Below are 25,988 nucleotides of genomic sequence, written 5' to 3'. Positions count from 1 at the left end.
CCTCATGTCGTTTTGGCACACGGATCTCCGCAAGAGAACATTGTCTTACGGAACTCCGCTAAGCGAGAGAGGTTTGTAATGGATAACAGCAAGCGGTCGCGTCGGCTTATCAGCCATGCCGACTGCGATCACGAGAACACCCGGTACGCGCGTTGGAAGTGCCGCGCTCCGCACCGTCACGCCGACTGCACCCACAAGCAGAACACCGTGGGGTGGATGGAGTGCGAGAGGGCGATGGACCACAGCAACTGTGACCACCCCAAGAGCCTCCAGGAGTTCAACAAGTGCTTCAAGGCCGCCAAGAAGGCCGCCGATTAATCACCTGCCAGGAACCGAGAGAGGAAACGATGAGCCATGAGTACCGCGACACTGCCACCATTCAAGGTATACCGCCGCCACCACTGCGAGCGGCAGCACAGGACCTACGAGACATTCGCCCGGTGCGTGTGGAAGAACACCATCTGGGTGCGTCCCTTCGAGATGGGAACGCACCTGCCCTATGCGCTGGTATCCGACTGTCAGAAGCCGTACCTGTACGGCGACCAGCGCACGGTAAGCCTCTGGGCCTCTCGGGAGAGCGCGGAGCGACAGAGGGAGTGGATCGACCGCACGGGATGCGGTGGAGGCTGCTACCGAGACCACGAGGTCATCAGGCTGGAAATGCAGCCATGAGAAAGGCCCGCTTTGTGAGGAAGCGGGCCTTCTCTGAGTACAAACAACCAGGCATTTAGGAGACTAACATGCAGAATTCCGCGCGGAAAAACGTCGCAACGACCGAGCCCGTCATTCCCGACATGGACGCCCGTGCGAGTCACGCCCAGCGTTTCCTCTCGTGGACGTTCGGAACCAAGGGGGGTGAGTGGGTTCGTGTTGCCACCTCGGAACCGGGTAACCCCAAGAGCTTCCGATCCTGGGCCATCCAGCTCCCGAACCTCCGTGGGATGGGAGCCAACCTCGGAGTGATCGAGGAGTTCCTGGAGCTGAGCGAGACCCACAACGTGTTCATCTGCTCGGCCCTGTTCGACGGCGAGGGCATCAAGGCCGAGAACGTCACGGGCGGCCGTGTGGCGTGGGTAGACATCGACCCGCCCCGTCTCAAGGACAAGAGCATCGACCGGGGCCGTCTGCCCGCTCACATGCGCTGGCTCAAGAGCACCAAGCAGGAACTCCGCAACCTCGGGGCCAAGATCGTCAACTCCGGTTCTCCCGGCGGCGTTCACGTTCGCATCAAGCTGTCCCGAATGGTCTCTCGGGACGAGCTACGGGCGATCAACTGGCTCCTTGCACAGAAGTACAAGGGCGACAGTAAGCACTCCTCCGAATCGCTCCTGAGGCTCCCGGGCACGCTGAACCACAAGAGCGACCCGCCTACGTACGTCGCACCCGAGGTCGGCCTCGTGGCACGAGGCGCGCCGCAGCAGTGGAGCCCGGAGGAACTGGTTGCCAAGCTGGACCCGGAAGTCTCCCTCGCGGGGCTGGTCAAGGAGCTGTCCACACCCATCATCGAGGCGAGCGGGGAGGGTGAGCCGTACGCCTACGAGTCCAACCTCTACGCGAACGTCCGCCACAACATCGAGGACGTGAACGCCCGCTTCCAGCAGGGCAACTATCCCCACCGACACAAGGCCACCAAGGGCATCGTCAAGGACTGCATGGCAGCCGGCCTCTCTCTCGGGAACGCCATCTATGCCGCCCAGCACTGCGAACCGCTGCTGGACAAGGCGGCCGACGAGTACGGCTACACCATCATGCGGGACGTGCCTCGGGTGTGGGTCAAGGAGAGCGTTGGCCTCCGAGTCGCCAGGGAGAAGGCGCGCAAGCTAACGGAGGACAGCGACACGGCCCCTGATGCGCCCGAGAGCACCGAACGAGCGGCGCGTCTGGAGACTGTCCCGCGGTTCCCTCTGGACGCGCTCACGGGAGATCTGAGGCGCTATGTGCTCGCGGTCGCCAAGTCGTACCAGGTGCCGCCCGAGTACGTGGCGGGCATGTGTTACGTGGCTCTCTCGATCGCGACCAGCCGGGCCTACCGGGTCCACAAGAGCGCGGACTGGACCGAGCCTCTGGTCATCTGGTTCATGTTCCTGGCCGGTCCCAGCACGCGGAAGTCTCCGGCGATGGATGAGGTCATGCGTCCCATCCGCAAGGAGGAGGAGCGCCGTAGGGACCTGCACCGCCAGACGGAGTTCATCCGTAACCGTCAGGGGAAGATCGCCAAGAAGGCGCTGGAGGACTTGGAGAAGGGTGGGACCAGCGGTGTCACCCTGAACCCCTCGGGAGAGCTGAGCGAGGCTGATCGGAAGTTCATCGCCCAGCTTGAGGCAGACGTGCGAGAGGCCAACAAGCCCGCGCCCACGATGATCGCCAGTGACGCAACTATCCAGCAGCTCGGTGCAGACATGGCCGCCAACGGCGGGATGATGGCCGTGATCGATGACGAGTCGGTCTACCTGCGCAACCTGGCGGGTCTGTACTCGGGCGGTAAGACCGAGGTCAGCGGGGCCAACAAGGCGTATCAGGAAGGAAGCTGGGAGATCAGCCGACGCGGTGGGTCGCTCACCGTGCGGAAGGCGTTCATGCCCACCTGCATCGCAGCTCAGCCTGACGTGGTGTCCGAGATCGTCGCCAAGTCCCCCACTCTCGTCAGTTCGGGCTTTATGGCTCGCTTCCTGCTGTGCATGCCCGCCCCCCGTAAGAAGGGCGATTACGACGCTCGGCAGGAGTACGACGTCCCCCGCGAACTCAAGACGTGGTGGAACCAGATCCTCATCCGCATCATGCGGGACGCCGAGCAGGCGCAGGGCTCGGGCCGACAGACGCGGATCGAGATGGAGCCGGGAGCCAAGGAGGTTTTCGCGGACTTCCTCGACCGCGTGCACAACGGCCTGATGTTCGAGCCTCACTACTCCCACACCCAAGACAATCTCGGGAAGCTGCCGGGCGTGGCGCTCCGCCTCGCGGGTCAGGCTGCTGTCCTGGATGGGGAGTCGGAGATCACGCGGGACAACATGGAGCGCGCGGTCAAGGTGGCGGAATACTTCGCGGCGCAGGCTGCCCGGGTGCTCTCGTACTTCCAGGCGAACGGGGCGCGTAAGGCTGTGGCGGCGCAGCTTCCCGAGGTTCAGAACGAGTGGGTGGTGAAGATCGCCGCGCTGGCTCGCAAGCGGGCCGCTCTGCGAGAGGACGCGTTCACCAAGTCGCAGTTCCACCAGGCGGTCAAGAAGCACCTACGGGGTACGCCGTACCTTCGGGCGGAGACGTTCTACAAGGAGATGTGGCCGCTCCTGGAAGACGCGGATGTGGTCGCGATCGTGGACGAGGAAGGCCGCGCGCCCAAGTACCAGCTCAAGGGTGCGTGACCTGCGGTGATGTGCTCGCCGGCATAGCGTGCCGACTGGGCGGGGATGAGATGCGCGGGCGTCTCGTCTCCGCCTTCGTCGTGGTTGCCGCGCTGTCAGGTCGAGCGGCGAACCTAGTTCTTAGACCTAAGTTAGAACCTAAGTCGAAACACGTCCTCACCTGCGGAAACGTCGTTTCTTAGGTCTAGGTTCTTAGGTCTGAGTGAGAGCGCTCGTTCGGAGTTCTGTACCCTCTCGCGCGTTTAATAATAAATGGGTAGTTTATAATAGAGAGAGATAGAATGTCTGTTTCAAGGCTCCGAGAGTGAGAGCGGGAGAGCGAACCTCGAAACAGACATCTCGTGACGCATCTCCGTTTCGACGCTCTTACTTAGACCTAGAAACCTAGACCTGACTAACTACGTTTCAGCACGTCACGGGACATTTTCTGTTAGGTCTGAACTCAGGTCTAAGAACTAGGTTCGTCGTCTGGCTAGCCCGCCTCGTGCGCGCGAGGGTGAGCGCGAGCAGGACGACGAGTGGGCGCAGCACAAACGGAGGGTGTGGGAGAGCAACACGGGCAGAGGCGAGAGCGCGTGTCACGTGGGGAAGATATCGCCACAAAGCGGCACTACCAGGGTTGGGAGCACAACGAGGCTGCACAGGTGGGTGTGGTGCAGGTCCGTCCTCCGGCCAGGGTCGGACCAGGGTCGAGCCGTCCTGGATCCTATAAAAAAGTTCGGTGACCGAACTTCTTTCACTGCGGTGCCGGGACGGGTCTGCGCTGCTGGGTGTGGCACGTATCTGTCCTCTGGCCTGGGTCGCATCCCTATCTTAGAATCCTAAAAAAGTTCGCCGAAACGGCTGTCCACGTCTCGCAGAACCGACAGGAGTGCGCTCGACGGCCTGACCCTTTTCGAAACGGCAGAGGCATACTCCGTAGTAGCCATACCGCCCGTTTCAGGCTGGCCGTAGGCTCGTTAGGTCATTCGCTAGAGCCATTGGACGCGATTGACCCAGGCTGTGCCACCGCTCTAAGCTGCGCGTTTGTCACAGAGCTAGGAGCCGCTGCTCCAGTTAACTGCAAAGCGAATGACGCGGGTTCGATTCCCGCCACGGCCTCCATCTTCCTTCCCCCGTTTTGCTCGTCTCACGTCTCTCACGTCGTCCTGACGAACGGGAGCACAACCCCGGGCGGCCTCCGGTTGTCCAGGACATGTCCGGGCGATCGGTGCCCGGTCTTCCCGTGCCTTCCTGTTCGACTTCTACGAGGAGACAACCGTGCGCCAGCGCGTCCGCCCCTCGGCCGCCCTCGTGGCCGCCGTCGGCATCGCCGTCGCCGTTCCCGCCGTCGCCGCGCCCCCGGCGGCCGCCGAGGAGACCGGGCCCGACCTGGTGGTCTCGGCCCTGCCGCGCACCGCTCCCGCGCCCGGCGCAACGTACGAGGAGTCCGTCACGATCACCAACCGGGGAACGGCGGCCGCGGACGGCGTCACCTTCCGGATACGGCTGACCCGTGGCCTCGACTTCCCCGAGCCGGTCGAGGGCTGCACCTACTCCACCGTCGGCGACCGGGTCCGGCAGGCGCTGTGCGCGCTCGACACGGTCGTCGGGCCCGGCGCCTCCGTCACCACGCCCGTGCGGTTCGAGGCGCTGCCCAAGGCGCTGATGGAGGCCGTCGAGTACGGCACCGGACCCACCGGCGAGGCGCCGGGTGAGGGGTTCACCGACAGCTACCGGCGGCTGACGCTGACCGCGGACAACACGGCCGACCTCGTCGCGGTCGGTGAGTGGACCGAGGCGCTCCCCGGCGGCAGCCAGTCGTTCACGGTCGGTCTCCGCAACGACGGCCCCGGCTGGGTCCAGGTCCAGGACAGCGACGACCAGCCGGCGCTGCTGGTCACGATCCCGTCCGACACGGTCGCCACCGGGGTCCCCGAGGGCTGCGCGCCGTTCGGAGTCGACGGCCCGAGCGGACCGCCGGTGCCGGGCAGGCCCCGGTACGTCTGCTGGCCCGCCGACGGCACCCTCGAGGTCGGTCAGTCGCTCTCCTACACCTTCTCGGTGAGGATCGACAAGGACGCCCGGAACCCCAGGGGCGAGGTGAAGGCGACCTCCGTGTACGACATCGCCCCCGAGTACGACAAGAACCACGCCAACAACACGGACCTGATCCGCATCGACCTGCCCACCGACAACGAACCCGGCCCGAGCCCGTCGGACGGTACCGCCGGAGGCTCCGGCAGCGGCGGCGGCGCGGGAGACGACGGCGGCTCCGGCACCGGCGGGAGCGGCAATGCCCCGCAGGGACAGGCCGTCGGCGGCTCGGGCGCCTCGGACTCCGCGTCGGGCACCCCGACCGCGGCCGGCGTCTCCCCCGGCGGCGACCTGGCGCACACCGGCTCGGACGGTGCCCCGCTGCTCGCCGCCGCGGCGGCCGGCGCCGCGGCGCTCGGCGGTCTCCTGGTCGTGGCCGTACGGCGCCGCAGGGCCGCCGGGTCCTCGTGAGGGTCACCTCAGGGTCCAAGGTCGAGCCACCGGTCGACGGAGGGCCGTGCTGATGGGGGAGCCGGCCGCACGAACGGGCCTGTCCAGGGACACCGTCCGGTTCTACGAGAAGCTCGGCCTCGTAACGAGCCGTCGGCTGCCCAGCGGCTACCGCGGCTTCGCGCCCGAGACGGTGGTCCGGCTGCAGTACGTCCGCACCGCGCAGACGCTCGGGTTCTCCCTGGCGGAGATCGCACGGCACGGTGAGGAACTGCGCGGCGCCCCGAACACCGCGCAGGCGCTGTCCGCGCTGTCCGCGGAGAAGATCCGGGTCGTCGACGCACGGATGGCGGAACTCACCGCCCTGCGCGCCGAACTCACCGCGCGCGTCGGCACCGGATGCCCGCTGCGGGCGGGCGGCTGAGGCGAGCGGGGCTCAGAGCGCTCCGCCCGCTTCGTCCTGGAACAGCTCCGTCCAGTAGTGCCAGTCCGCGTCGGTCGTGGCGCCCGTGGGGTCGACGGCGGACAGGACCTGGATCATCGTCATGGCCAGCTGGTCGTACGTCTCGCTGGTCAGCGCGTGGCCCGACTCCTCGTCGATGGCGTGCTCGCGGTGCAGCAGCCAGAGGGTGAAGGCGAGGGTCGAGAGGTCCGTGTTGAGCGGGTACAGGGCGGAGTCCGGCTCGCTCCAGTTCAGGACCGCGCCGGTGGCGCCGTCGACGACCAGGCTGTTGTCCTCGACGAGATGGCCGAGGCGTATGAGGCGGTCGGCGTGGGCGGGGAGGCGGTCGGACGGGAACCCGCCCACGCCGTCGGCGTAGTACTCCGTGAGGGTGCACAGCGGCAGGTCGGTGTCCAGCTGGAACAGGAAGCCGTCCTCGGGCAGGCCCGTCTCGCACAGGAAGCGTCGGGTCGGACCGTGCGTCAGCGTCGCGGGGAAGTCGACCTCCTCGAAGCGGACCACACCGCCCCGGCCGAACTCCTGGTCCAGCAGGCGCACCGGGAGGTCCAGGGCGAGCCCCGAGGCCGTGCCCGGGCCCGCCACCAGGGCCAGCGGCCGGATCAGCGCGGCCATCCGCCACAGCGGGGCCGGCTCGCCGTCCGCGCCCTCCTCGAACACCGCGAGCAGCTGCCGCGAGGCCTCGGCGACCGCCTTCGTGCCGTAGCGGCCCGCGTAGGAGGCGAACTGGCCGCGCAGCCCCGCCAGTTCGTCCGTGGCGGCGGCGAACCGCACCAGGGTCGGCAGCGACGGGGCGAGCGGGCGGATGTCCATCAGATCGGGGCGGTCGTGGCGGTCGTGGAAGAAGTACGTCGTCGAGACCTCGCCGGTGGTCCCGTCCAGCAGGACCGACTCGGTCTCCGTACCGGCCGGACCGAGCAATCCGCCGATGACCAACTGGTCCCGCAGCTCCGCGGAGAGCCGGCCGCCCGCGTCCCCCGCGCCGCCCGTCGAGCCGGCGACGGTGCGCAGGCCCTCGGTCCGCAGCCGCGCGAAACTGAACAGGCCGCTGTCGCACGGCAGTCCGGGGCCGGTCAGCCAGCGGCGCGTGGACGCGTGCGTGACGAACGGATCGAGGGCGTCCTCGGTCAGGGTGATCGCTGCCGCGACGGCCACGACATCTGTGGCAACGGTGTCGATCGTGCTCATGGCTCCCCCGCGCATTCGTGTGCTCAGTCCCGTGTCCCGTGGTCCGCCGCTCCGGGCGGCCGCGCCCCGCCCGGGCAGGAGGGACCCCCGCGCCTTCGGGCCGGCAGCCGTCCCCCATCACTCGGAACACTACGCGCCACCACTGACAACGCCCCGGCCCGGGAACGGACGGGTCGGCGGACGGGCGGGTGGACGGGTGAACGAACAGGTGGACGGGCCGGCAAGCTGACAGGTGGTCGCCCACGGATATGGACGCCCCCACCACACAAGACGCGCGAACACCCCCGCGCGTTGCCTTCGCGCGCGCATCAACCTGAAACGTTCTCCGGCCGCCCGTGCCGGCCGTCGTCGGCGGCCGCCGTCAGCCGCCGGTCACCACCGCGGCCTGGGGGCGGATCGGCAGGCGGTTGACCGGGCGGCCGGTGGCGGCCCGGACGGCGGAGGCGATGGCCGCCGGGGAGGTGACCACCGGCACCGCGCTGACCGCCTTCGCGCCGAAGGGCGCGACCACGTCCCGCTCCTCCAAGAGCTTCACGATCCGGATGTCGGGTGCGTCCAGGGCGGTCGGGAGGGCGTAGCCGGTGAGGTCGGGGTGGCGGATCAGGCCGCGGGGCGTGCGCAGGTTCTCGGTGAGCGCGGCGCCCAGGCCCTGGGTCACCCCCGCCTCGATCCGGGCGGCCAGCTGAGCCGGGTTCAGCACCCGGCCCACGTCCTGGGCGACGGCCAGCTCCACGACCCGTACCGAGCCGATCTCGATGTCGACGTCGACCACCGCGCGGATCGCGCAGAAGGACATCCCGACGAAGGCGTCCCCCTGGCCGGAGTCGTCCAGGGGTTCCGTGGGGTGCGGACGGCACTGGGCGGTGGCCCACAGTTCCTTGCCCTCCAGGGCCTCCGCGACGGTCGTCGACAGCACCCCGTCGTACGAGGTGATCCTGCCGTCGGTGATCTGGAGCAGCTCGGCGGACATGCCGAACTTGTGGGCCAGGGGCTGGAGGAGCTGGGTGCGGACCATCTTCGCCGCGCGCTCCACCGCACCGCCCGACACCCAGGTGTGCCGGCCGCGGCAGCCCGCGCCCGCCGGGGGCTGGTCGGTGTCCACGGGAGCCACCCGCACCTCGTCGACGCCGAGGACCTCCTGGACGATCTGCCGGGCCAGTGTGGTGAAGCCCTGTCCGGTCTCGACGGCCGCGCACAGCACCGTCGCCACGCCGTCCTGGACCTTCACGGTGGCCGTGGACACCTCGTCCGCACCCTCGCCGCCGAGCATGTGCACCATGCCGAGGCCGTAGCCCACACCGCGGCGCACCGCGCCCGGCTCCCCGGCGCCCTCGAGGCCGCCGGGCAGCAGCCACTCCTCCGCGGGGGTGTCCTTGGGCAGCGGCGGCAGCGGGAAGTCCTTCACCGCTTCGAGGAGTTCGGCGACCGGGGCGGGGCAGGTCACGGTCTGGCCGGTGGGCAGCACGTCGCCGGTCGCCATGACGTTGCGCAGGCGCAACTCGGCCGGGTCGAGGCCGAGTTTCTTGGCCAGCTTGTCCATCTGCGCCTCGTGGGCGGCGCACACCTGCAGGGCGCCCTCGCCGCGCACATGGCCGGAGGGCGGGTTGTTGGTGCGGACCGCCCAGCCCTCGATGAAGGCGTTCGGGACGACGTAGGGGCCGCAGGCGAAGGCGACGGCGGCGGCCAGGGCCTCCGAGGACGTGTCGGCGTAGGCGCCCGCGTCGAGCAGGATCTGCGCCTCGACCTTCACCAGTTTGCCCTCGGCGTCGGCGTGGTGGCGGTAGCGCAGCAGGGTGGGGTGCCGGTGGGCGTGGCCGAGGAAGGACTCCTCGCGCGTGGCGGTGAGTTTGACCGGGCAGCCGGTCCTCAGCGCCAGCAGGCCGAGCGGCAGCTGGAAGCTCTGGTCCTCGCGGTCGGCGACGGCGCCGGGCACACCGGTGACGACGACCTTGACGCGGTCGGGTTCCAGGCCGAACGCGGCAGCGGCGGTGTCCCGGTCGCCGTGCGGGTCGGTGGAGGCCAGGTACAGCTCGACGCCCCCGTCGGGGCGGGGTACGGCGAGTCCGGCCTCGGCGCCGATGGGGGCGGGGTCCTGGCGGCCGATGCGGTACAGGCCCTCGACGACGAGGTCACCGACCGCGTCCGGGTCGCCGTGGCGCAGCGGGATGTGCCGGATCAGGTTGCCGGCGGGGTGCAACGGCTCGGCCTCGAAGGCCTGTTCCGGGTCGATCACCGGGTCGAGCACCTCGTACTCGACGATGACGGCGGCGGCGGCCAGCCGCGCGGTGTCCGGGTGGTCGGCGGCCACGGCGGCGATGGCCTCGCCGTGGTGGCGTACGACGTCGGAGGCGAAGACCGGGCGGTCGGCGCGGCCACGGCCGTACAGCGGGTCGCCCGGGACGTCCTCGTGGGTGACGACGGCGCGCACCCCGGGCATCTCGCGCGCGTGGGTGGTGTCGATGGACACGATGCGCGCGTGCGGGTGGGGCGAGCGCAACACGGCCGCCCACAACAGGCCCTCGGCCCACAGGTCGGCGGCGTACGGGAAGGTGCCCTCGGTCTTCGCGCGGGTGTCCGCGGCCGGCAGGGAGGTGCCCAGTCCGTGCGGGACCGGTTCCGCACGGGGGGCGTCCTCCGCGGCCCGTGCGGCCTGCACGGTGGCGGCTTCGTTGCTCACGCCTGGCCTCCGTCCTGGCCGTGGGGCCGGTCGTGCGGTCCGGGGGGCGGGAACGCGGCGGGGTTGACGCCGCCGGCGCCCGGTCCGGCCTGGTGCGGGATGCGGGGCTCGCCCGGGTCCGTGCCCGGGTCCGGGTCCGGGTCGGATTCGGTGTGCTCGGCGTGCTCGGTGTACTCGGCGTGCGCCTCGCGTTCGGCGACGACCTCCTGGACCGCCTCCACCACGCCCCGGTAGCCGGAGCAGCGGCACAGGTTGCCGCACAGCGCCTGGCGGGTCTCCAGCCGGCTGGGCGCCGGGTTGCCCTCCAGCAGGTCGTGCACGGTCATCGCCATGCCCGGCACGCAGAAGCCGCACTGCACCGCGCCGCACCGCGCGAGTGCCCGCTGCACGTCCGACGGCTGCCCGTCCTGGGCGAGGCCCTCGACGGTACGGACCTCACTGCCGGCCGTGGTGACGGCCGGGACCAGGCAGGACGCCACGAGCCGTCCGTCGACCTGCACGTTGCAGGCCCCGCACTCGCCCTGCGAGCAGCCGTCCTTGGCACCGGCGAGCCCGAGGCGCTCACGCAGCACGTAGAGCAGCGACTCGCCGATCCAGGCGTCGGTGACGGGCCGGTCGGTGCCGTTGACACTCAGCACGTAGGTGGCGAGGGGGTGGTCGTCGTGCGCGGCGCCGGGGAGCGGTTCGGGTCCGGCTGACGAGCCGTCCGGCGCGGGGGGCACAGGGGGCTCCGACGCCTCCGGGACGCCCGGACCGGCCGGGTCCTCCGCGGTGTTCCCGCTGTCCGGTGCGGCCTCGGGGACGGTGGGCGGCGCGGGGGCGGCGGGCGGAGCGGACGTGTCGTCACCGGCGGGGCGTTCCGGGGCTTCCCGGGCTCCGTGAGGGTCTTCGGGGCTCCGGACGTCCTCGGGTGCCCCGGCGGGTTCTCCGGGCCCGGGAGCGGGCCGTACGGCGCCCTCCGTGCCCGGTTGCGGGTGCTCGCGGAGCTCCGGGGCGGACGGCGTCCCGGCCGCCTCCGGGTAAGCCTCCGGCTCGGCCCGCCAGTGGGGCTCGGCGACGGTCGGCTGCGGCAGGCCGGTCGACCGGGGCCCGGCGGGTGACGGCGCCGCGGAGGCGGACTGCCCCGGCGCGGGCGCGCCCTGGCCGTGCTCCGCTCGCCAGTCGGGTTCCGGGCCGTCCTGCTCCCGGCCGGAACCGGGCTCGGACCCGGTCTCGGGGTGGCTCGGGTCCACGCCCGGCACGCCGGGTCCCCACGGCTGTCCGATGGACTGCGTGGCCCAGGGCGCGGGGGCGCCGCCCGGAAGGGTGGCGGGCGGGGTGACCGGTGGGGTGGCGCCCCACTGCTCGGCCAGGGCGGAGGTGGTGAACTCGCCGGACTCGTCCGGGAGATCGCCCTCGGCCACGGGGATCGACCACTGGCCGGTCACGTCGGAACCCGGCGCCGGGTTCCCGGCGGCGGGCGGCTCCTCGAAGGCCCACTGCCCGGAGGCCCCGGGGTCGTACGTGAACCGGTCCTGCCCGCTGTGCCCCTGCGCGGCCCCCGCCCCGGGACCGCCCTGCCTTGACTGGTCGGCCTGCCCGGACTGGTCGGCCTGCGGGTCGTACGGGGACTGCGGGTCGTACGGGGCGTGCCACTGGGTGCCGTCGGCGGGCGCGCCCGGCACGGCGGCGCCCGGCACCGCCCAGCCGCCGGCGGCCGCCGGGTCGGTGCCCGAGGTGGCGGGGGTGACGGTGATCGGCGGCGGCACATAGCCGTGGCCGGGCGCGGCGAGCGGGCTCTCCATCGAGTCCAGCAGGGCGTCGATGCCCCCCTCGGGGAGGTTCACGAAGGCCGTGGCGCCGTCGTCGTAGTCCCCCTGGGGCAACGGGTCCCAGCGGCTTCCGCCGCCCTGGGGCGTGCCCTCTCCGTGCTGGTCGTCGGTCACGACAGCGCCCTCCCCAGTGCTCGTCGGGCCAGCGCGGCGACGGTGCGCCGCAGATGCAGTACCGCGGGGGGCAACGGCGGGACGGAGCCGTCCTCCTCGGGGACCGGGTCGGGGATGCAGGCCGCGGCGACGTACTCCCCGAACGCGTTCAGCGCCTCCGGCACGATCGCGCGGTTGTTGTCCCAGTCGATGAGCTGGGCGACCCACTGCTCGGCGTCCAGGGGCCGCAGCGCCATCGGCGCTATGGCGCCCACCGCGCAGCGGACGCCGCGCCGGGCGGGGTCGAGCACCAGGGCGACGGACGCCATCGCGCGGCCGGGGCCGGTGCGGCCGGTGGCCTTGAGGAACACCTGCGGGGCGTGCAGCAGCGGCACGCGCACGTAGCCGATGAGTTCACCGGCGCGCAGCATGTCCATCCCGGCCAGCAGGTGTGACACCGGGATCTCCCGGCGGGCTCCGCCCGGGCCCGCGATGATCAGCGTCGCCTCCAGCGCGGCCAGCACGGGCAGCGAGTCACCGGTGGGGGCGGCGGAGGCGATGTTGCCGCCCAGGGTGCCCGCGTTGCGGATGTGCGGCGGTCCGGCGGCACGCGCGGAGGCGGCGAGCGCCGGAATGAGGGCGGCGAAGTCGGGGCGGCCCATACGGGCGTGGGTGAGGCCCGCGCCGAGCAGCGCGTGGCCGTCCTGGTACTGCCAGCCGCGGATCTCGCTGATCTTGCCGAGGCCGACCAGCGCCGCGGGCCTGAGCTGCCCGGAGTTGACGGCGGCCATCAGGTCGGTGCCGCCCGCGACGGGCACGGCGGCGGGCACGGCGGTGAGCGCCGCCACCGCCTCGTCCAGCGTCGTGGGCAGCGTCACGGCCTGCGCCGCCTGCGGTGCGTGCGTGCTCAAAACCGGCTGCCCCTTCCCGCGGCCCCACCTGGTCCCACCTGTCGCAGCCGTACGGTACGACCTGACAGGGCGGACGTGGCAACTCTGGCACATCTTCGCGGGCGTCGAAGACAGGGGTCCACTAGGAGGCATTCGCCCACTTCACCGGGCACGACCCGATTTGGCGGGACATCGCCGGTGCAGTCGAATGACATTCTTCAGCGCCCCTTGTGCCCTTTTTTCACGACCTGTTCGGAGTTGGGTGGACTTCATGGCATGGCCGGATCGCTCACCCCCGCACCGGCGGTGTCGGGGGCACGCGCTACCGGTGCGGGGGCGGACCGTCGAGGGGGCGGCCCAGCACTCCGGGGCGCCGCTGCCAGGGGAGCGGTCCGGTGGGCGGGCGGTGGGCGACGCCGAGGGCGTCGAGACGCCGGCGGTGGGCGGTCATCCGCCGTTCGAAATCGGCGAAGTCCCGTTCCGCGGGGGCCGGCAGCGCGCTCCAGGCGACCTCGGCGAAGGCGGCCAGCCGGGGAAAGACCTGGTAGTCCACCCGGTCCTGGTTCTCCATCACCTCGGACCACGCGTTGGCCTGGGCGCCCAGGACCCGCCCGGCCTCCTCGGCCGTCAGTTCCGGCGGTACGGGTTCGAACCGGTAGACGTCCTCCAGGGTGCGCACGTACCCGATCGGCACCGGCTCGTCGGGGCCCGCGTCCTGCCGGTGGTCCAGGTAGACGTGCTGCTCGGGGCACATGACCACGTCGTGCCCCGCGCGGGCGGCGACGACCCCGCCGGCGTAGCCGCGCCAGGACGACACGGCGGCGCCCGGGGCGAGCCCCCCCTCCAGGATCTCGTCCCAGCCGATCAGCCGACGCCCCCGCGCGGCGAGCCAGGTGGCGAAGTGCCCGATGAACCAGGACTGGAGAGCGTCCTCGTCGGCCAGACCGAGATCCCTGATCCGCTGCTGCGCGACGGCCGACGCACGCCACTGGTCCTTGGGGCATTCGTCGCCGCCGAGGTGCACGAACCCCGAAAAGGGGGTGCAAGGGCCGGCGTCCGCGGGGAACAGTTCCAGGACTTCCTCGAGCACCCCTTCGTAGAAGCGCAGGGTGTTGTCGGTGGGGGCGAGTACGTTCGGATTGATCCCCCAGGTGTCCCAGACGGTCAGGGAGGCGGTGTCGATGACATCGGTGTTGCCGAGTTCCGGATACGCGGCGATGGCGGCCTGCGAGTGCCCGGGTACGTCGATTTCCGGTACGACGCTGATATGCCGCTCGGCGGCGTAGGCGACGATCTCGCGGATGTCGTCCTGCGTGTAGTGGCCACCGTGCGGCGTGTCGTCCCACAGCGGTGACGCGCGGTGCCCGACTTTCGTACGGGCCCGCCAGGAACCGACCTCGGTCAGCTTCGGATACCGCTTGATCTCGACGCGCCATCCCTGATCATCGGTCAGGTGGAAGTGGAGGACGTTGAGTTTGTGCGCCGCCATCAGATCGAGATAGCGCAGCACGCCTTCCTTGGGCATGAAGTGCCGGGCGACGTCGAGCATGAGTCCGCGCCAGCGGAAGCGGGGGGAGTCCTCGATCGTCACGTGCGGCACCGCCCACACCCGGTCGCGGCCGAGCGGGGCCCTGCGGTACGCGTCGGGGCCGAGGAGCTGCCGCAGCGTCTGGGCGCCCCGGAAGACACCGGCCGCGCTGCCGCCCTCGATCAGGACACCCGTCCGGTCGCTGACGAGGCGGTGCTCCTCGGGGCCGAGCCCGGGGTCGAGCCGGAGCCCGACACCGTCGCCGTCCGCATCGTCGAGCTCCCGCTCCTCGCGCAGCGGCAAGCCGGTCGCCTGCCAGAGGACGGCGCGCAGCCATCGGCCGACCCCCTCCGTCCCGGGACCGGACTGAAGACGGGAGCGCGCCGTCAGCCGCACCTCGCCGGAACCGGCGACGACGCTGCGGGGCGCTGGAATCAGTTCGGTCACATCAGTCCTTCACCGCACCGCCCAGTCCGGAGACCAGGCGCCGCTGTACGAGTACGAAGAAGACCAGCACCGGGATCGTCATCACGGTGGACGCCGCCATCACGCCGCCCCAGTCCGGGTCGTCCGGCTTGTAGAAGACCAGCAGGGCCATCGGCAGCGTCGACTGCGAGATGTCGCTGATGATGAAGGACTTGGCGAACAGGAAGTCGTTCCAGGTGGAGATGAAGGAGAACACACTCGTGGCCACCAACCCCGGCAGAACGAGCGGGAAAAGGATCTGCCACAGGAACCGCGCGCGGCTCGCGCCGTCGATGTACGCGGCCTCTTCCAGCGCCTCGGGAACGGCTTTCACGAACCCCCGCAGCATCCAGATCGCGAACGGCAGCGAAAACGCGATGTGCGGCAGGATCAGCGACCACAGCGTGTTCAACCGACCGAAGTCCCGCATGAGGAAGAAGAGCGGAATCGTCAGCGCCTCCACGGGCACCATCTGGGCCACCAGAAACATGATCAGCAGGGTGGTCCGCATACGGAACCTGAATCGCGTCACGGCGGTCGCCGCGAGAAAGGCGATCAGCGCCGAGGCGATCACCACGGCGACCGCGACGACCACGCTGTTGACGAAGTACCGGCCGAATTCCTGCTGCCCGAAGACCCGTCGGAAGGAGTCCAGGGTGGGTGTCAGGGTCCACGGCCGGGGCCGGTCCGACTCGATCTCGCCGGCCGGTTTGAAGGCGCCCAGCACCATCCAGTAGAGCGGGAAGGCCACCACCGCCGCGACGAGCAGCGCCGTCGCCTCGGCCGCGAGCCGCCACGGACGCCGTACGAACCGGCGCACAAGATTCACCCGGCGTGCCCCGTCCCGGCCCACGAGACTCACAGTTCCTCCCCCTGGCGGCGCAGCAGCCGCAGGTACACCAGCGTGACCGCGAGCAGGATCAGCAGCATCACCACGCCGATCGCGGCGCCGAGGCCGTACTGCGAGGACGCGAACGCCTTCTGGTAGGCGTAGACGTTCAGGACCAGGTTCTGGCCGGCGATGCCGCCGCCGCCCGTCATGACGTAGATCTGGGTGAAGACCTTGAAGTCCCAGATCACCGACTGGATGGTGACGACCACCAGGATCGGCCGGAGCACCGGGGCGAGCACCGAGCGCCAGACGCGCCACTGTGAGGCGCCGTCCAGGGCGGCGGCCTCCAGCACCTCGGCGGGTACGGCGCGGATGCCGGCGTAGACGGTGACCATCACGAACGGGAAGGAGCACCAGACCACTTCGAGCAGGACGAGGAAGAAGGCGCTGTACCGCCCGTACGTCCACGAGTGGTCGCCGAGGCCCAGCACCCGGTTCACCGGGCCGAAGTCGGCGTCGAAGAGGAACAGCCACACCGTGGAACCGGTGACGGCCGGGGTCGCCCAGGCGCCGAGCGCGGCCAGCATCAGGGCGAGCCGGGGCACGGCGCGCACCCGGGTGAGGAGCACGGCGAGCGCGCAGCCGACGGCCAGGGTGGACACCACGCAGGCCGCCGCGAACAGCAGGGTGGCCAGCAGCACCTGCCAGAACTGGTCGTCGGCGAAGAGCTCGGTGTAGTTGCCGAACCCCTGGAAGGTGGTCGGTTCGCCGCCGCTGACCTGTGCCTGGGTGTAGTGGAAGAGCGAGATCAGGCCGAGTTGACAGACCGGATAGGCGAGCAGTCCCCCGAGGACGGCGAGGGCGGGTGCGAGGTAGAGCCAGGGAGTGAGGCCGCCCCTGCGGCGCCGGGGACCTCGTGACGTGTGGGGGGCGGGAGCCGTGAGGAGCGCGGGGCGCTTCCGCACGGCCACCGTGTCCTGTACGGCCACTGGTTCAGCCCACCGAGCCGAACGCCTCGTTCATCTTCTTCGCGGCGCTCTCCGACGCGGCCCCCACGTCCTTCTTGCCGCTGACGACCTCCTGGAACATCGTCGGCAGTACCAGCGAGGAGTCGATCTGCGCCCAGGCCGGTGAGGCCGGCACGAACTTGGTGTCGGCGGCGAGGGTCTCGACGAACGGCTTCAGGAACGGTTCCTCGGCGGCCGCCCGCTGCCGCACGTCGGAGAAGGTCGGCAGGAAGCCCATCGCGTCGAACAGTTCGCCCTGCGCCTTCTTCGAGGCGAGCCGCCGCATCAGGTCGACGGCGAGGGTGCGGTGCGAAGTCGACTTCAGGACGCCCAGGTTGTTCCCGCCCGCGAAAGCGGGGGCGATGGACCCGGGCCGCACTCCCGGCAGCGGCACCACCGCGTACCTGCCCTTCACCTCGCCGGCCTCGACGGCCGCGTGGCTGAAGTCGCCGCCGATCGCCATGGCGGCCTTGCCCGCGGCGAAGGCGGTCACCGTGTCGTTGCCGCCCATGCCGGCGCACTTGGCGGCCGGGCAGTTGTCGTCGCCGAAGAGGGAGGTGTACGCCTCGATGCCCTTGCGGGCGGCGGGGGTGTCGATCGCGGAGGCGTACGAGCCTCCCTTGCCGGTGGCGAGTTCGCCGCCGTGGGCCCAGATGAAGGGCATCGCGCCGTAGGTGTAGGCACCGCCGACGGCGATGCCGTACAACTCCGGCTTCGCGGCGCGGATCTCCCGGGCCGTGGAGATCAACTCGGCCTGCGACGTGGGCGCTTCGAGGCCGAGTTCCGCAAAGACGTCGGTGCGGTAGTAGAGCGCGCGGACGCCGACGAAGTACGGCGCCCCGTAGACCCTGCCGTCGACGGTGACCGACTGCCGGGCGGTCGGATCGGTGTCCTTCGCCTCGTCCCAGGCGCCGAACTCCTCGGTGACGTCGGCGAGTCCGCCGTCCTTCACATATCCGGCGGTGTCCGTGTTGCCGTACTCGACGAGATCGGGCGCGGACTTCGGGTCGTTGAAGGCGGCCTTGATGCGCTGGGCGCGGGTCTCGACCGGGATGTACTCGACGGTGACCTCGGTGCCGTCGTGCGCCTTCTCGAACCCGGCGACGACGGACTCGACGACCTCTTCCTTGGGCGCGTTGTTGACTTCCTGGAAGAGCCAGACCCGTAAGGTCCCGGTCTTCTCGTCCTTGGCCGAGGAGGAGCCCGAGGAAGTCTGGGGCGCGCAGGCGGCGGTGGCGAGGACGGCCGCGAGTGCGACCAGGCGGACGGACAGCTTCATGGACTGCTTCCTCCGATGAGGTGTTGCACCATACGCAATGAAGGTTTCGCCGTGCACAACAACAACGGAGGTTAGGGACTGGGTGAACCGGCCCACAAGAGGTCTCGACCACTCTGTGACCGGCAGACGCACTCCGCGCAACGCGCGGGCGGTACAAAGGCCCCCGGGGCGCACAAAACGCGCCCGGGGGCCCTGGACGATCCGACCGGCTCGCCGTCCGGACGGCTGAGCGGTCCGGACGACTCCGCGGGAGGGCGGTGGCTACTTGCCGCCCTTGCCGCCCTTCCCGCCCTTGTCGTCGTCGCCGCCGCTCATGGACTCGTAGATCTCCTTGCACATGGGGCAGACGGGGTACTTCTTCGGATCCCGGCCAGGCACCCACACCTTGCCGCACAGCGCCACGACGGGCGTGCCGTCGAGTGCGCTCGCCATGATCTTGTCCTTCTGGACGTAGTGGGCGTAGCGCTCGTGGTCGCCGTCGCCGTGGGAGGTCTGCGGCGTCGGCTCTACGAGGGTCCCCGTACCAGTCCCGCGCTCGGGCTCAAGAGTGCTCATAAGGCAAAGGGTACTGAAGCTCACGCGCATCAGTTGAGCGAAGGGTCGTCCGGATACGTGGCAACCATCGCCAGCTCACCCCTCTGGCGGCGCAGCACCTCGCGCCAGAGCCGCTCGGGCACCGGGGACGAGACGTCGCCGGGCTCCGACTCGACGACGTACCAGGCGCCGTCCGCCAGCTCTTCCTCCAGCTGGCCGGGGCCCCAGCCCGCGTATCCGGCGAAGATGCGCAGCGAGCCGAGGGCGGAGGCGAGCAGCTCGGGCGGCGCCTCCAGGTCGACCAGCCCGATCGCGCCGTGCACCTGGCGCCAGCCCAGCGGTGCGGCCCGGTTCCCGGCCCCGCCGGGGACGACGGCGACGCCGAGGGCCGAGTCCAGCGACACCGGGCCGCCCTGGAAGACGACCCCCGGTTCGCCGGCCAGGTCCCCCCAGCCCTCCAGGATGTCCGCCACGTCCACCGGGGTCGGGCGGTTGAGGACGACACCCAGGGATCCCTCCTCGTCGTGGTCGAGGAGGAGCACCACCGCACGGTCGAAGTTCGGGTCCGCCAGGGCGGGAGTGGCCACGAGCAGCCGCCCTGTGAGCGAGGACACCTCGGTCATGCCAGACATGATCCCGCATCTTCCCTTTCCGTGGGGAGGCAATCGGGGGTATGCGGGTGAACCGGGCCGCGCGGCGGCGGAGCCGCCTGGTGGAGCCGTGTTCCGAGCGGCCGGCGGCCGGGGGCCGGGGTCCGGCGGGCGTACGGGAGCACCCCCGGCGCACAGGACGACGGTGACCCCGAGTGGCCGCCGGGGGACTGCTCGTGTTGTGGGGCGGTGGGACGGCGGCCGGGTCGCACACGGGCTGACAGAGCCCGGGGTGAGGGCGACTACGCTTGCCTTTCTGGCCCCTGCCCCCCTCCACGGAACGCGAGATTCATGACCGTCAACGGAACTGAAGACGTACTGCTTGTCCACGGCGGAACCCCGCTGGAGGGTGAGATCCGGGTCCGCGGCGCGAAGAACCTCGTGCCGAAGGCCATGGTCGCCGCCCTGCTGGGCAGTGAGCCGAGCCGGCTGGGCAACGTCCCGGACATCCGTGACGTCCGGGTCGTGCGAGGGCTGCTGCAGCTGCACGGTGTGACGGTGCGTCCGGGCGACGAGCCCGGTGAACTGGTGCTCGACCCGACGCGGGTGGAGAGCGCCAACGTCGCCGACATCGACGCCCACGCGGGTTCGTCGCGCATCCCGATCCTGTTCTGCGGACCGCTGCTGCACCGTCTCGGACACGCGTTCATCCCCGGTCTGGGCGGCTGCGACATCGGCGGCCGGCCGATCGACTTCCACTTCGACGTGCTGCGGCAGTTCGGCGCGACCATCGAGAAGCGGGCGGACGGCCAGTACCTGGAGGCCCCGCAGCGGCTGCGCGGCACGAAGATCGAGCTGCCGTACCCGTCCGTCGGCGCGACGGAGCAGGTGCTGCTGACGGCGGTCCTCGCGGAGGGCGTCACCGAGCTGTCCAACGCGGCGGTGGAGCCGGAGATCGAGGACCTGATCTGCGTCCTGCAGAAAATGGGCGCGATCATCGCGATGGACACCGACCGGACCATCCGCGTCACCGGTGTGGACAAGCTCGGCGGCTACAACCACCGCGCCCTCCCCGACCGCCTGGAGGCCGCCTCCTGGGCGTCCGCGGCGCTGGCCACCGAGGGCAACATCTACGTCCGCGGCGCCCAGCAGCGCTCGATGATGACGTTCCTGAACACCTACCGGAAGGTGGGCGGTGCCTTCGAGATCGACGACAAGGGCATCCGCTTCTGGCACCCCGGCGGGCAGCTCAAGTCCATCGCGCTGGAGACGGACGTCCACCCGGGCTTCCAGACCGACTGGCAGCAGCCGCTGGTGGTCGCCCTGACGCAGGCGACCGGGCTGTCCATCGTCCACGAGACGGTCTACGAGTCCCGGCTCGGCTTCACCTCGGCGCTCAACCAGATGGGCGCGCACATCCAGCTCTACCGCGAGTGCCTGGGCGGCTCCGACTGCCGTTTCGGCCAGCGCAACTTCCTCCACTCGGCCGTCGTCTCCGGCCCGACCCGGCTCCAGGGCGCCGATCTGGTCATCCCCGACCTGCGCGGCGGCTTCTCCTACCTCATCGCCGCCCTCGCCGCCCAGGGCACGTCCCGCGTCCACGGCATCGGCCTGATCAACCGCGGCTACGAGAACTTCATGGAGAAGCTGGTCGAGCTGGGCGCGAAGGTCGAACTCCCGGGCAAGGCCCTCGGCTGATCCGCTCCCCCGGCCCCCGGCCCCGACCGGCTGGGTGCCCGGGGGTCGCCCCCGGGCAGACACAGCGTGGAGAAGCTGGTCGAGCCGGGCGCGGAAGTCGAACTCCCGGGCAAGGCCCTCGGCTGGCTTGATCCGGGCTCGTCACAAGGGCGGCCACCCGTTCGGGTGGCCGCCCTTGTGACGTCACTGTGCGTCGTACGCCGTCCCGGGACGTACGAACGGCAGGATCACTTGCCCTTGGCGGCTTCCTTGAGCTTCGAGCCCGCGGAGACCTTCACGCTGTAGCCGGCCGGGATCTGGATCGGCTCACCGGTCTGCGGGTTGCGCGCGGTGCGAGCGGCACGGTGGGTGCGCTCGAAGGTCAGGAAACCGGGGATGGTGACCTTCTCGTCCCCCTTGGAGACGATGTCGCCGACGACGTCGGCGAACGCGGCCAGCACGGCGTCGGCGTCCTTGCGGGTCACCTCGGCGCGGTCGGCCAGCGCGGCCACCAGCTCACTGCGGTTCATGTTGTTACTCCCGTGTTCTTCTTGCCGTTGAGGCGTGCCACGCGGCGGGGCCGCACGTAGGGCACGGCCAAGCCGATGCTGCCAGGGTCCTCGGTGAGGGCCCGGACCCGGGTCCGTGTCGGGCCCGCACGCCCCTGGAGGTGCTGCCCCCTGGACGTTGTCCTGGTGCAGCATCCTGCCTCTACCTGCGGCGGTAACGCCAATCCGGCACCCGCAGGAACCGTGAGAACACCCGTGGGAGTCACCCATGGGGGTCACACGGGGAACGCGACGGCCTGATGTCGGTGACACTGCGTCCGCTTCCGGCAGCAGAGCGCGGGAGCCGGGGGCGGAACCCTTGGTGTACGGCCGCCACGATAGAGCGCGGCCGTACACCAAGGGTTCCACGACGCGCCGGTCGCACACCTACCGTGGTGATGGTCACAGCGCTGCCGTCCGGCCCCGGGAGGCCCTAGGAGGCGGAGCTCTGCGTCAGCTTCGCCGCCTCCCGCACGGCGTCGGCGACCGCGCCCGCGACCCTGTCGTTGAACACGCTCGGGATGATGTAGTTCGGGTTCAGCTCGTCCTCGGTGACCACGTCGGCGAGGGCCTGCGCGGCGGCGAGCATCATCTCCGTGTTGACGGTGCGGGACTGGGCGTCCAGCAGGCCGCGGAACACGCCCGGGAAGACCAGCACGTTGTTGATCTGGTTCGGGAAGTCGGAGCGGCCGGTGGCCACCACGGCGGCGGTCTCGCGGGCGACGCCCGGGTCCACCTCGGGGTCGGGGTTCGCGAGCGCGAAGACGATCGCACCCTCGGCCATCGCGGCGATGTCCGCACCGTCGAGGACGTTCGGGGCGGAGACGCCGATGAAGACGTCCGCGCCGCGCACGGCCTCCTTCAGCGTGCCCGTCAGGTTCTCCGGGTTGGTGTGGTCGGCTATCCAGCACAGCGGGGAGTCGGCGGGGGCGTCCACCAGGTCCGCGCGGCCCGCGTGCACCACGCCGTGGATGTCGGCCACGACGGCGTTCTTCACACCGGCCGCGAGCAGCAGCTTCAGGATGGCCGTGCCGGCCGCGCCGGCGCCGGACATGACGACCCGGACGTTCTCGATCGCCTTGCCGGTGACCCGCAGCGCGTTGGTCAGGGCCGCCAGGACGACGATCGCGGTGCCGTGCTGGTCGTCGTGGAAGACGGGGATGTCGAGGGCCTCGCGCAGCCGGGCCTCGATCTCGAAGCAGCGCGGTGCGGAGATGTCCTCCAGGTTGATGCCGGCGAACCCCGGGGCGATGGCCTTGACGATCTCGACGATCGCGTCGGTGTCCTGGGTGTCGAGGCAGATCGGCCAGGCGTCGATGCCGGCGAACCGCTTGAACAGGGCGGCCTTGCCCTCCATCACGGGGAGGGCGGCCTTGGGGCCGATGTTGCCCAGGCCGAGCACGGCGGAGCCGTCCGTCACGACCGCAACGGAGTTGCGCTTGATGGTGAGGCGGCGGGCGTCCTCGGGGTTCTCGGCGATCGCCATGCAGACGCGGGCCACACCCGGCGTGTAGACCATGGAGAGGTCGTCACGGTTGCGGATGGGGTGCTTGGACGCCATCTCGATCTTGCCGCCGAGGTGCATCAGGAACGTGCGGTCCGAGACCTTGCCCAGGGTGACGCCCTCGATGCCGCGGAGCTTCTCCACGATCTCTTCGGCGTGTCCGGTGGAGGTGGCCGCGATGGTGACGTCGATCCGGAGCCGCTCGTGCCCGGAGGCGGTGACGTCGAGGCCGGTGACCGTGCCACCGGAGGACTCCACTGCGGTGGTGAGCTGGGAGACGGAGGTCCCGCTCGACGGCACCTCCAGCCGGATGGTCATCGAGTAGGAGACGCTGGGCGCCGTTGCCATGGCCGACTTCCTCTGCTTTCACCGTGTCGCTGTTCGTGCCGTCCGATCGTCGCACCTACCCCTGAGTACGCGGTAGTCGCCTCCTATTGCGAACGTTTTGTTCGCACGGAAAGCGGGTATCTGCGGCAGCTTTCGGAAAGGCTGTTCCACCATACGAGAGGCGAGGGGCAGCGTGTAAGGCGCTGCGCGGGGGCCGCCCCGGAGCCGGCACGGAAGCAGCGACGCGAGAGGCCCACGTCACCCGGAAGTGACGTGGGCCTCTCGGTCGTTCAGTGACACCGACCCGCCATGCTCGCCTCGCGGCAAGTGGTCGCTCGTAGCGACGAAGGTTGGGCCCGGGGGCTTGGATCGGGCCGGTGTCACTTGCCAGGCTAACAAACGGATGCCGCAGGGCCATTCCCCGAGAACTTTTTCCGGGTTCAGTCCCGGAGCAGGTCCGGCACTCCGGCGGCGTCCGGCTCGTCCCGTTCCGTCGAAACGACGGTGAGCTGCTGGGTCGCCCGGGTCAGGGCGACGTACAGGACGCGCAGGCCGGCCGGGGACTCGTCGGCGATCTCGGCCGGGGAGACCACGATCGTCGCGTCGTACTCCAGGCCCTTGGCCTCCAGGCTGCCGAGGGCCACCGCGCGGTCCCCCAGCCCGTCGAGCCAGCGCCGCGCCTCCTCCCGGCGCTGCATGGCGACGACCACACCGACCGTGCCGTCCACCCGCTCCAGCAGCCGGGCCGCCTCCACGCGCACGGTCTCGCCCAGCGCGCCCTCCGCGACGACGAACCGCGGCTCGACGCCCGTGGAGCGCACCGCCCTCGGCGACTCGGCACCGGGCATGGCGAGCGCCAGCACCTTGGCGGCGAGGCCGGCGATCTCGGCCGGGTTGCGGTAGTTCACGGTGAGCTCGAAGCGGCGGCGGGGCCTGCTGCCGAGGGCCTCGTCGCGGGCCTGGGCGGCCTCGTCGGGGTCGGACCAGGAGGACTGGGCGGGGTCGCCGACGATCGTCCAGGTGGCGTGCCGGCCGCGCCGGCCGACCATGCGCCACTGCATCGGGGTGAGGTCCTGGGCCTCGTCGACGATGACATGGGCGTACTCGGTGCGCTCCTGGGCGAGGCGCTCGGCCCGCTCGCGCTGCGACTCCTCGCGCACCGGCATCAGCTCCTCGAGGCCGGTGAGCTGGTCCAGCGGGTCGAGCTCGCGCTTGCGCCGGGGCCGGGCGGGGGCGCCGAGGACGGCCTGGAGTTCGTCGAGCAGTGCGATGTCGTGCACCGAGCGGCCGTCCCGCCGCAGCGAGCGGGCGACCCTGCGGACCTCGCCCGGGTTGAGGACCCGCCGGGCCCAGCGGCCGAGGCGCCGCTCGTCCGCCATGGCGTCCAGTACGGCGGCCGGGGTCAGCTCGGGCCACCAGGCGTCGAAGAAGGAGAGGAAGTCGTCCTCGGTGGTGATGTCCTCGTCGAAGGAGGAGCGCAGTTCGGCGGCGAGCTCCGGGTCGGTGTGCCGGCCGGCCGCGCCGGAGCGCTCCCACAGCGCGTCCAGCAGCAGCTTGCGGGCACGGGGACGCAGCAGGTTCACCGGTGCGGTGCCGCCGAGGGCGGTGCGGCGGACGGCCGCCAGCTCGTCCGCGTCCAGCTCGATCCGCCGGCCGAAGGCGACGACCCGCAGCCGGGTCGGCGTGCCGCCGTGCTCCAACGCGCCGCGCGCGGCCTTCCTGAGCACCTTGAGCATGCGGTACGAGCCCTTGGCGCGGGCCACGGCCGGGGCGTCGTACAGGGTGGCCCCGGTGCCGGGTGCGTCGTCGGTCAGGGAGCCGATGGCGCGGATGGCGACCTGGCCCTCCTCGCCGAGGGAGGGCAGCACGCCCTCGGTGTAGGCGACCAGCAGCGGGGTGGGCGAGACGATCAGGATGCCGCCCGCGTACCGGCGCCGGTCCTGGTAGAGCAGGTAGGCCGCGCGGTGCAGGGCGACGGCGGTCTTGCCGGTGCCGGGGCCGCCCTCGACGTAGGTCACGGAGGCGGCGGGGGCGCGGATCACCAGGTCCTGCTCGGCCTGGATGGAGGCCACGATGTCCCGCATGCTGTGGGTGCGGGCCTGGCCGAGCGCGGCCATCAGGGCGCCGTCGCCGACCGCGGGCAGCTCGTGGCCGTCCAGGGAGGCCGTCAGCTCGGGGCGCATCAGGTCGTCCTCGACGCCGAGGACCCGGCGGCCCTTGGAGCGGATGACGCGCCGGCGCACCACCCGGCCCGGATCGACCGGGGTGGACCGGTAGAAGGGGGCGGCGGCGGGCGCCCGCCAGTCGATGACCAGCGGGGAGTACTCCTCGTCGAGGACACCGATGCGGCCGATGTGCAGGGTCTCGGCGATGTCGGCGGTGTTGTCGGGGCGGACGGCGCCCTCGGCGGGCTCGACGGCGGTGTAGGCGCCGTCGGGTCCCTTCTTGCCGTCCTTGCCCTGGAGCAGGTCGATCCGGCCGAAGAGGAAGTCCTCGAACTCGTTGTTCAGCCGGTTGAGGTGGACGCCGGCCCGGAAGACCTGGGCGTCCCGCTCGGCGAGTGCGCCGGGTGTGCCGACCTGGCCGCGCCGGGCGGCGTCGTGCATGAGGAACTCGGCCTCGTGGATCTTCTCCTCGAGCCGCCGGTACACCCGGTCGAGGTGTTCCTGTTCGACGTTGATCTCCCGGTCGCGAACGGAGTCGTGAACCGGATCGACCGCGGTTTCCTGCTGTGCCTGAGCGGCCACCGGGCC

Annotated in this window: 19 protein-coding genes; 6 read left to right on the top strand and 13 right to left on the bottom strand. The window is 70.8% G+C overall.

Annotation, left to right across the window (positions count from 1 at the left end):
* Positions 1 to 78: 78 nt before the first annotated feature.
* From AB0I73_RS10075 to AB0I73_RS10055, 5 genes are all read left to right on the top strand, one after another.
* Positions 79 to 318 (top strand): hypothetical protein, encoded by a 240-nt coding sequence (locus AB0I73_RS10075; RefSeq protein WP_363035654.1) that lies wholly within the window; start codon positions 79 to 81, stop codon positions 316 to 318.
* Positions 319 to 354: 36 nt separating this feature from the next.
* Positions 355 to 672: a hypothetical protein gene (locus AB0I73_RS10070; RefSeq protein ID WP_363035652.1), complete on the top strand. Its 318-nt coding sequence runs from the start codon at positions 355 to 357 to the stop codon at positions 670 to 672.
* A gap of 68 nt (positions 673 to 740) precedes the next feature.
* Positions 741 to 3,359, top strand: a complete 2,619-nt coding sequence (locus tag AB0I73_RS10065; protein WP_363035650.1) for a DUF3987 domain-containing protein — start codon at positions 741 to 743, stop codon at positions 3,357 to 3,359.
* A 1,260-nt stretch (positions 3,360 to 4,619) separates the two neighbouring features.
* Complete coding sequence (locus AB0I73_RS10060; protein WP_363035648.1) at positions 4,620 to 5,846, top strand: LPXTG cell wall anchor domain-containing protein; 1,227 nt, start codon at positions 4,620 to 4,622, stop codon at positions 5,844 to 5,846.
* Between the two features lie 46 nt (positions 5,847 to 5,892).
* Entirely contained in the window at positions 5,893 to 6,249 is a 357-nt protein-coding gene (locus AB0I73_RS10055; protein WP_363035646.1) for a MerR family DNA-binding protein, read from the top strand.
* A gap of 12 nt (positions 6,250 to 6,261) precedes the next feature.
* On the opposite strand, the gene AB0I73_RS10050 is transcribed toward AB0I73_RS10055, so the two are convergent.
* From AB0I73_RS10050 to AB0I73_RS10005, 10 genes are all read right to left on the bottom strand, one after another.
* The gene (locus tag AB0I73_RS10050) at positions 6,262 to 7,473 is read right to left on the bottom strand and encodes an SUKH-4 family immunity protein (protein ID WP_363035644.1); all 1,212 of its coding nucleotides are present in this window, start codon (positions 7,471 to 7,473) and stop codon (positions 6,262 to 6,264) included.
* Positions 7,474 to 7,834: 361 nt separating this feature from the next.
* Complete coding sequence (locus AB0I73_RS10045) at positions 7,835 to 10,150, bottom strand: molybdopterin cofactor-binding domain-containing protein (RefSeq protein ID WP_363035642.1); 2,316 nt, start codon at positions 10,148 to 10,150, stop codon at positions 7,835 to 7,837.
* Entirely contained in the window at positions 10,147 to 12,075 is a 1,929-nt protein-coding gene (locus AB0I73_RS10040; protein ID WP_363035640.1) for a 2Fe-2S iron-sulfur cluster-binding protein, read from the bottom strand. Before AB0I73_RS10040 ends, AB0I73_RS10045 begins: the two co-directional genes overlap by 4 nt.
* Complete coding sequence (locus AB0I73_RS10035) at positions 12,072 to 12,965, bottom strand: FAD binding domain-containing protein (protein WP_363035638.1); 894 nt, start codon at positions 12,963 to 12,965, stop codon at positions 12,072 to 12,074. Before AB0I73_RS10035 ends, AB0I73_RS10040 begins: the two co-directional genes overlap by 4 nt.
* Before the next feature lie 301 nt (positions 12,966 to 13,266).
* Positions 13,267 to 14,919, bottom strand: a complete 1,653-nt coding sequence (locus AB0I73_RS10030) for a beta-N-acetylhexosaminidase (protein WP_363035636.1) — start codon at positions 14,917 to 14,919, stop codon at positions 13,267 to 13,269.
* 1 nt (position 14,920) lies between these two features.
* Entirely contained in the window at positions 14,921 to 15,766 is an 846-nt protein-coding gene (locus AB0I73_RS10025; RefSeq protein ID WP_363035790.1) for a carbohydrate ABC transporter permease, read from the bottom strand.
* A gap of 29 nt (positions 15,767 to 15,795) precedes the next feature.
* The gene (locus AB0I73_RS10020; RefSeq protein WP_363035788.1) at positions 15,796 to 16,734 is read right to left on the bottom strand and encodes a sugar ABC transporter permease; all 939 of its coding nucleotides are present in this window, start codon (positions 16,732 to 16,734) and stop codon (positions 15,796 to 15,798) included.
* Positions 16,735 to 16,762: 28 nt separating this feature from the next.
* Positions 16,763 to 18,055: an extracellular solute-binding protein gene (locus AB0I73_RS10015; RefSeq protein ID WP_363035633.1), complete on the bottom strand. Its 1,293-nt coding sequence runs from the start codon at positions 18,053 to 18,055 to the stop codon at positions 16,763 to 16,765.
* Between the two features lie 261 nt (positions 18,056 to 18,316).
* Positions 18,317 to 18,610, bottom strand: a complete 294-nt coding sequence (locus tag AB0I73_RS10010; protein WP_363035631.1) for a DUF3039 domain-containing protein — start codon at positions 18,608 to 18,610, stop codon at positions 18,317 to 18,319.
* A gap of 29 nt (positions 18,611 to 18,639) precedes the next feature.
* Positions 18,640 to 19,212, bottom strand: a complete 573-nt coding sequence (locus AB0I73_RS10005; RefSeq protein WP_181383489.1) for a YqgE/AlgH family protein — start codon at positions 19,210 to 19,212, stop codon at positions 18,640 to 18,642.
* A gap of 318 nt (positions 19,213 to 19,530) precedes the next feature.
* On the opposite strand from AB0I73_RS10005, the gene murA reads away from it, so the two are divergent.
* Entirely contained in the window at positions 19,531 to 20,877 is a 1,347-nt protein-coding gene (murA, locus tag AB0I73_RS10000; protein ID WP_109378326.1) for a UDP-N-acetylglucosamine 1-carboxyvinyltransferase, read from the top strand.
* 227 nt (positions 20,878 to 21,104) lie between these two features.
* Here murA and AB0I73_RS09995 read toward each other — a convergent pair whose 3' ends face one another.
* From AB0I73_RS09995 to AB0I73_RS09985, 3 genes are all read right to left on the bottom strand, one after another.
* Positions 21,105 to 21,386 (bottom strand): HU family DNA-binding protein, encoded by a 282-nt coding sequence (locus AB0I73_RS09995; protein WP_003990598.1) that lies wholly within the window; start codon positions 21,384 to 21,386, stop codon positions 21,105 to 21,107.
* Between the two features lie 451 nt (positions 21,387 to 21,837).
* On the bottom strand, positions 21,838 to 23,256 hold the full coding sequence (locus AB0I73_RS09990; RefSeq protein ID WP_363035628.1) for an NAD-dependent malic enzyme: 1,419 nt from the start codon (positions 23,254 to 23,256) through the stop codon (positions 21,838 to 21,840).
* Between the two features lie 419 nt (positions 23,257 to 23,675).
* Entirely contained in the window at positions 23,676 to 25,982 is a 2,307-nt protein-coding gene (locus AB0I73_RS09985; protein ID WP_363035626.1) for a UvrD-helicase domain-containing protein, read from the bottom strand.
* Between the last annotated feature and the right edge of the window lie 6 nt (positions 25,983 to 25,988).

This window comes from Streptomyces sp. NPDC050388, assembly GCF_040655635.1.
Taxonomy (GTDB): domain Bacteria; phylum Actinomycetota; class Actinomycetes; order Streptomycetales; family Streptomycetaceae; genus Streptomyces.
Note: the sequence above shows the minus strand (reverse complement) of the source record. Positions and strands in the feature narration are given on the sequence as shown.

Coding starts and splice junctions, on each gene's coding strand:
- AB0I73_RS10075 (WP_363035654.1), top strand. CDS start 79: ATGGATAACAGCAAGCGGTCGCGTCGGCTTATCAGCCATGCCGACTGC.
- AB0I73_RS10070 (WP_363035652.1), top strand. CDS start 355: ATGAGTACCGCGACACTGCCACCATTCAAGGTATACCGCCGCCACCAC.
- AB0I73_RS10065 (WP_363035650.1), top strand. CDS start 741: ATGCAGAATTCCGCGCGGAAAAACGTCGCAACGACCGAGCCCGTCATT.
- AB0I73_RS10050 (WP_363035644.1), bottom strand. CDS start 7,473: ATGAGCACGATCGACACCGTTGCCACAGATGTCGTGGCCGTCGCGGCA.
- AB0I73_RS10015 (WP_363035633.1), bottom strand. CDS start 18,055: ATGAAGCTGTCCGTCCGCCTGGTCGCACTCGCGGCCGTCCTCGCCACC.
- AB0I73_RS10010 (WP_363035631.1), bottom strand. CDS start 18,610: ATGAGCACTCTTGAGCCCGAGCGCGGGACTGGTACGGGGACCCTCGTA.
- AB0I73_RS10005 (WP_181383489.1), bottom strand. CDS start 19,212: ATGACCGAGGTGTCCTCGCTCACAGGGCGGCTGCTCGTGGCCACTCCC.
- murA (WP_109378326.1), top strand. CDS start 19,531: ATGACCGTCAACGGAACTGAAGACGTACTGCTTGTCCACGGCGGAACC.
- AB0I73_RS09995 (WP_003990598.1), bottom strand. CDS start 21,386: ATGAACCGCAGTGAGCTGGTGGCCGCGCTGGCCGACCGCGCCGAGGTG.
- AB0I73_RS09990 (WP_363035628.1), bottom strand. CDS start 23,256: ATGGCAACGGCGCCCAGCGTCTCCTACTCGATGACCATCCGGCTGGAG.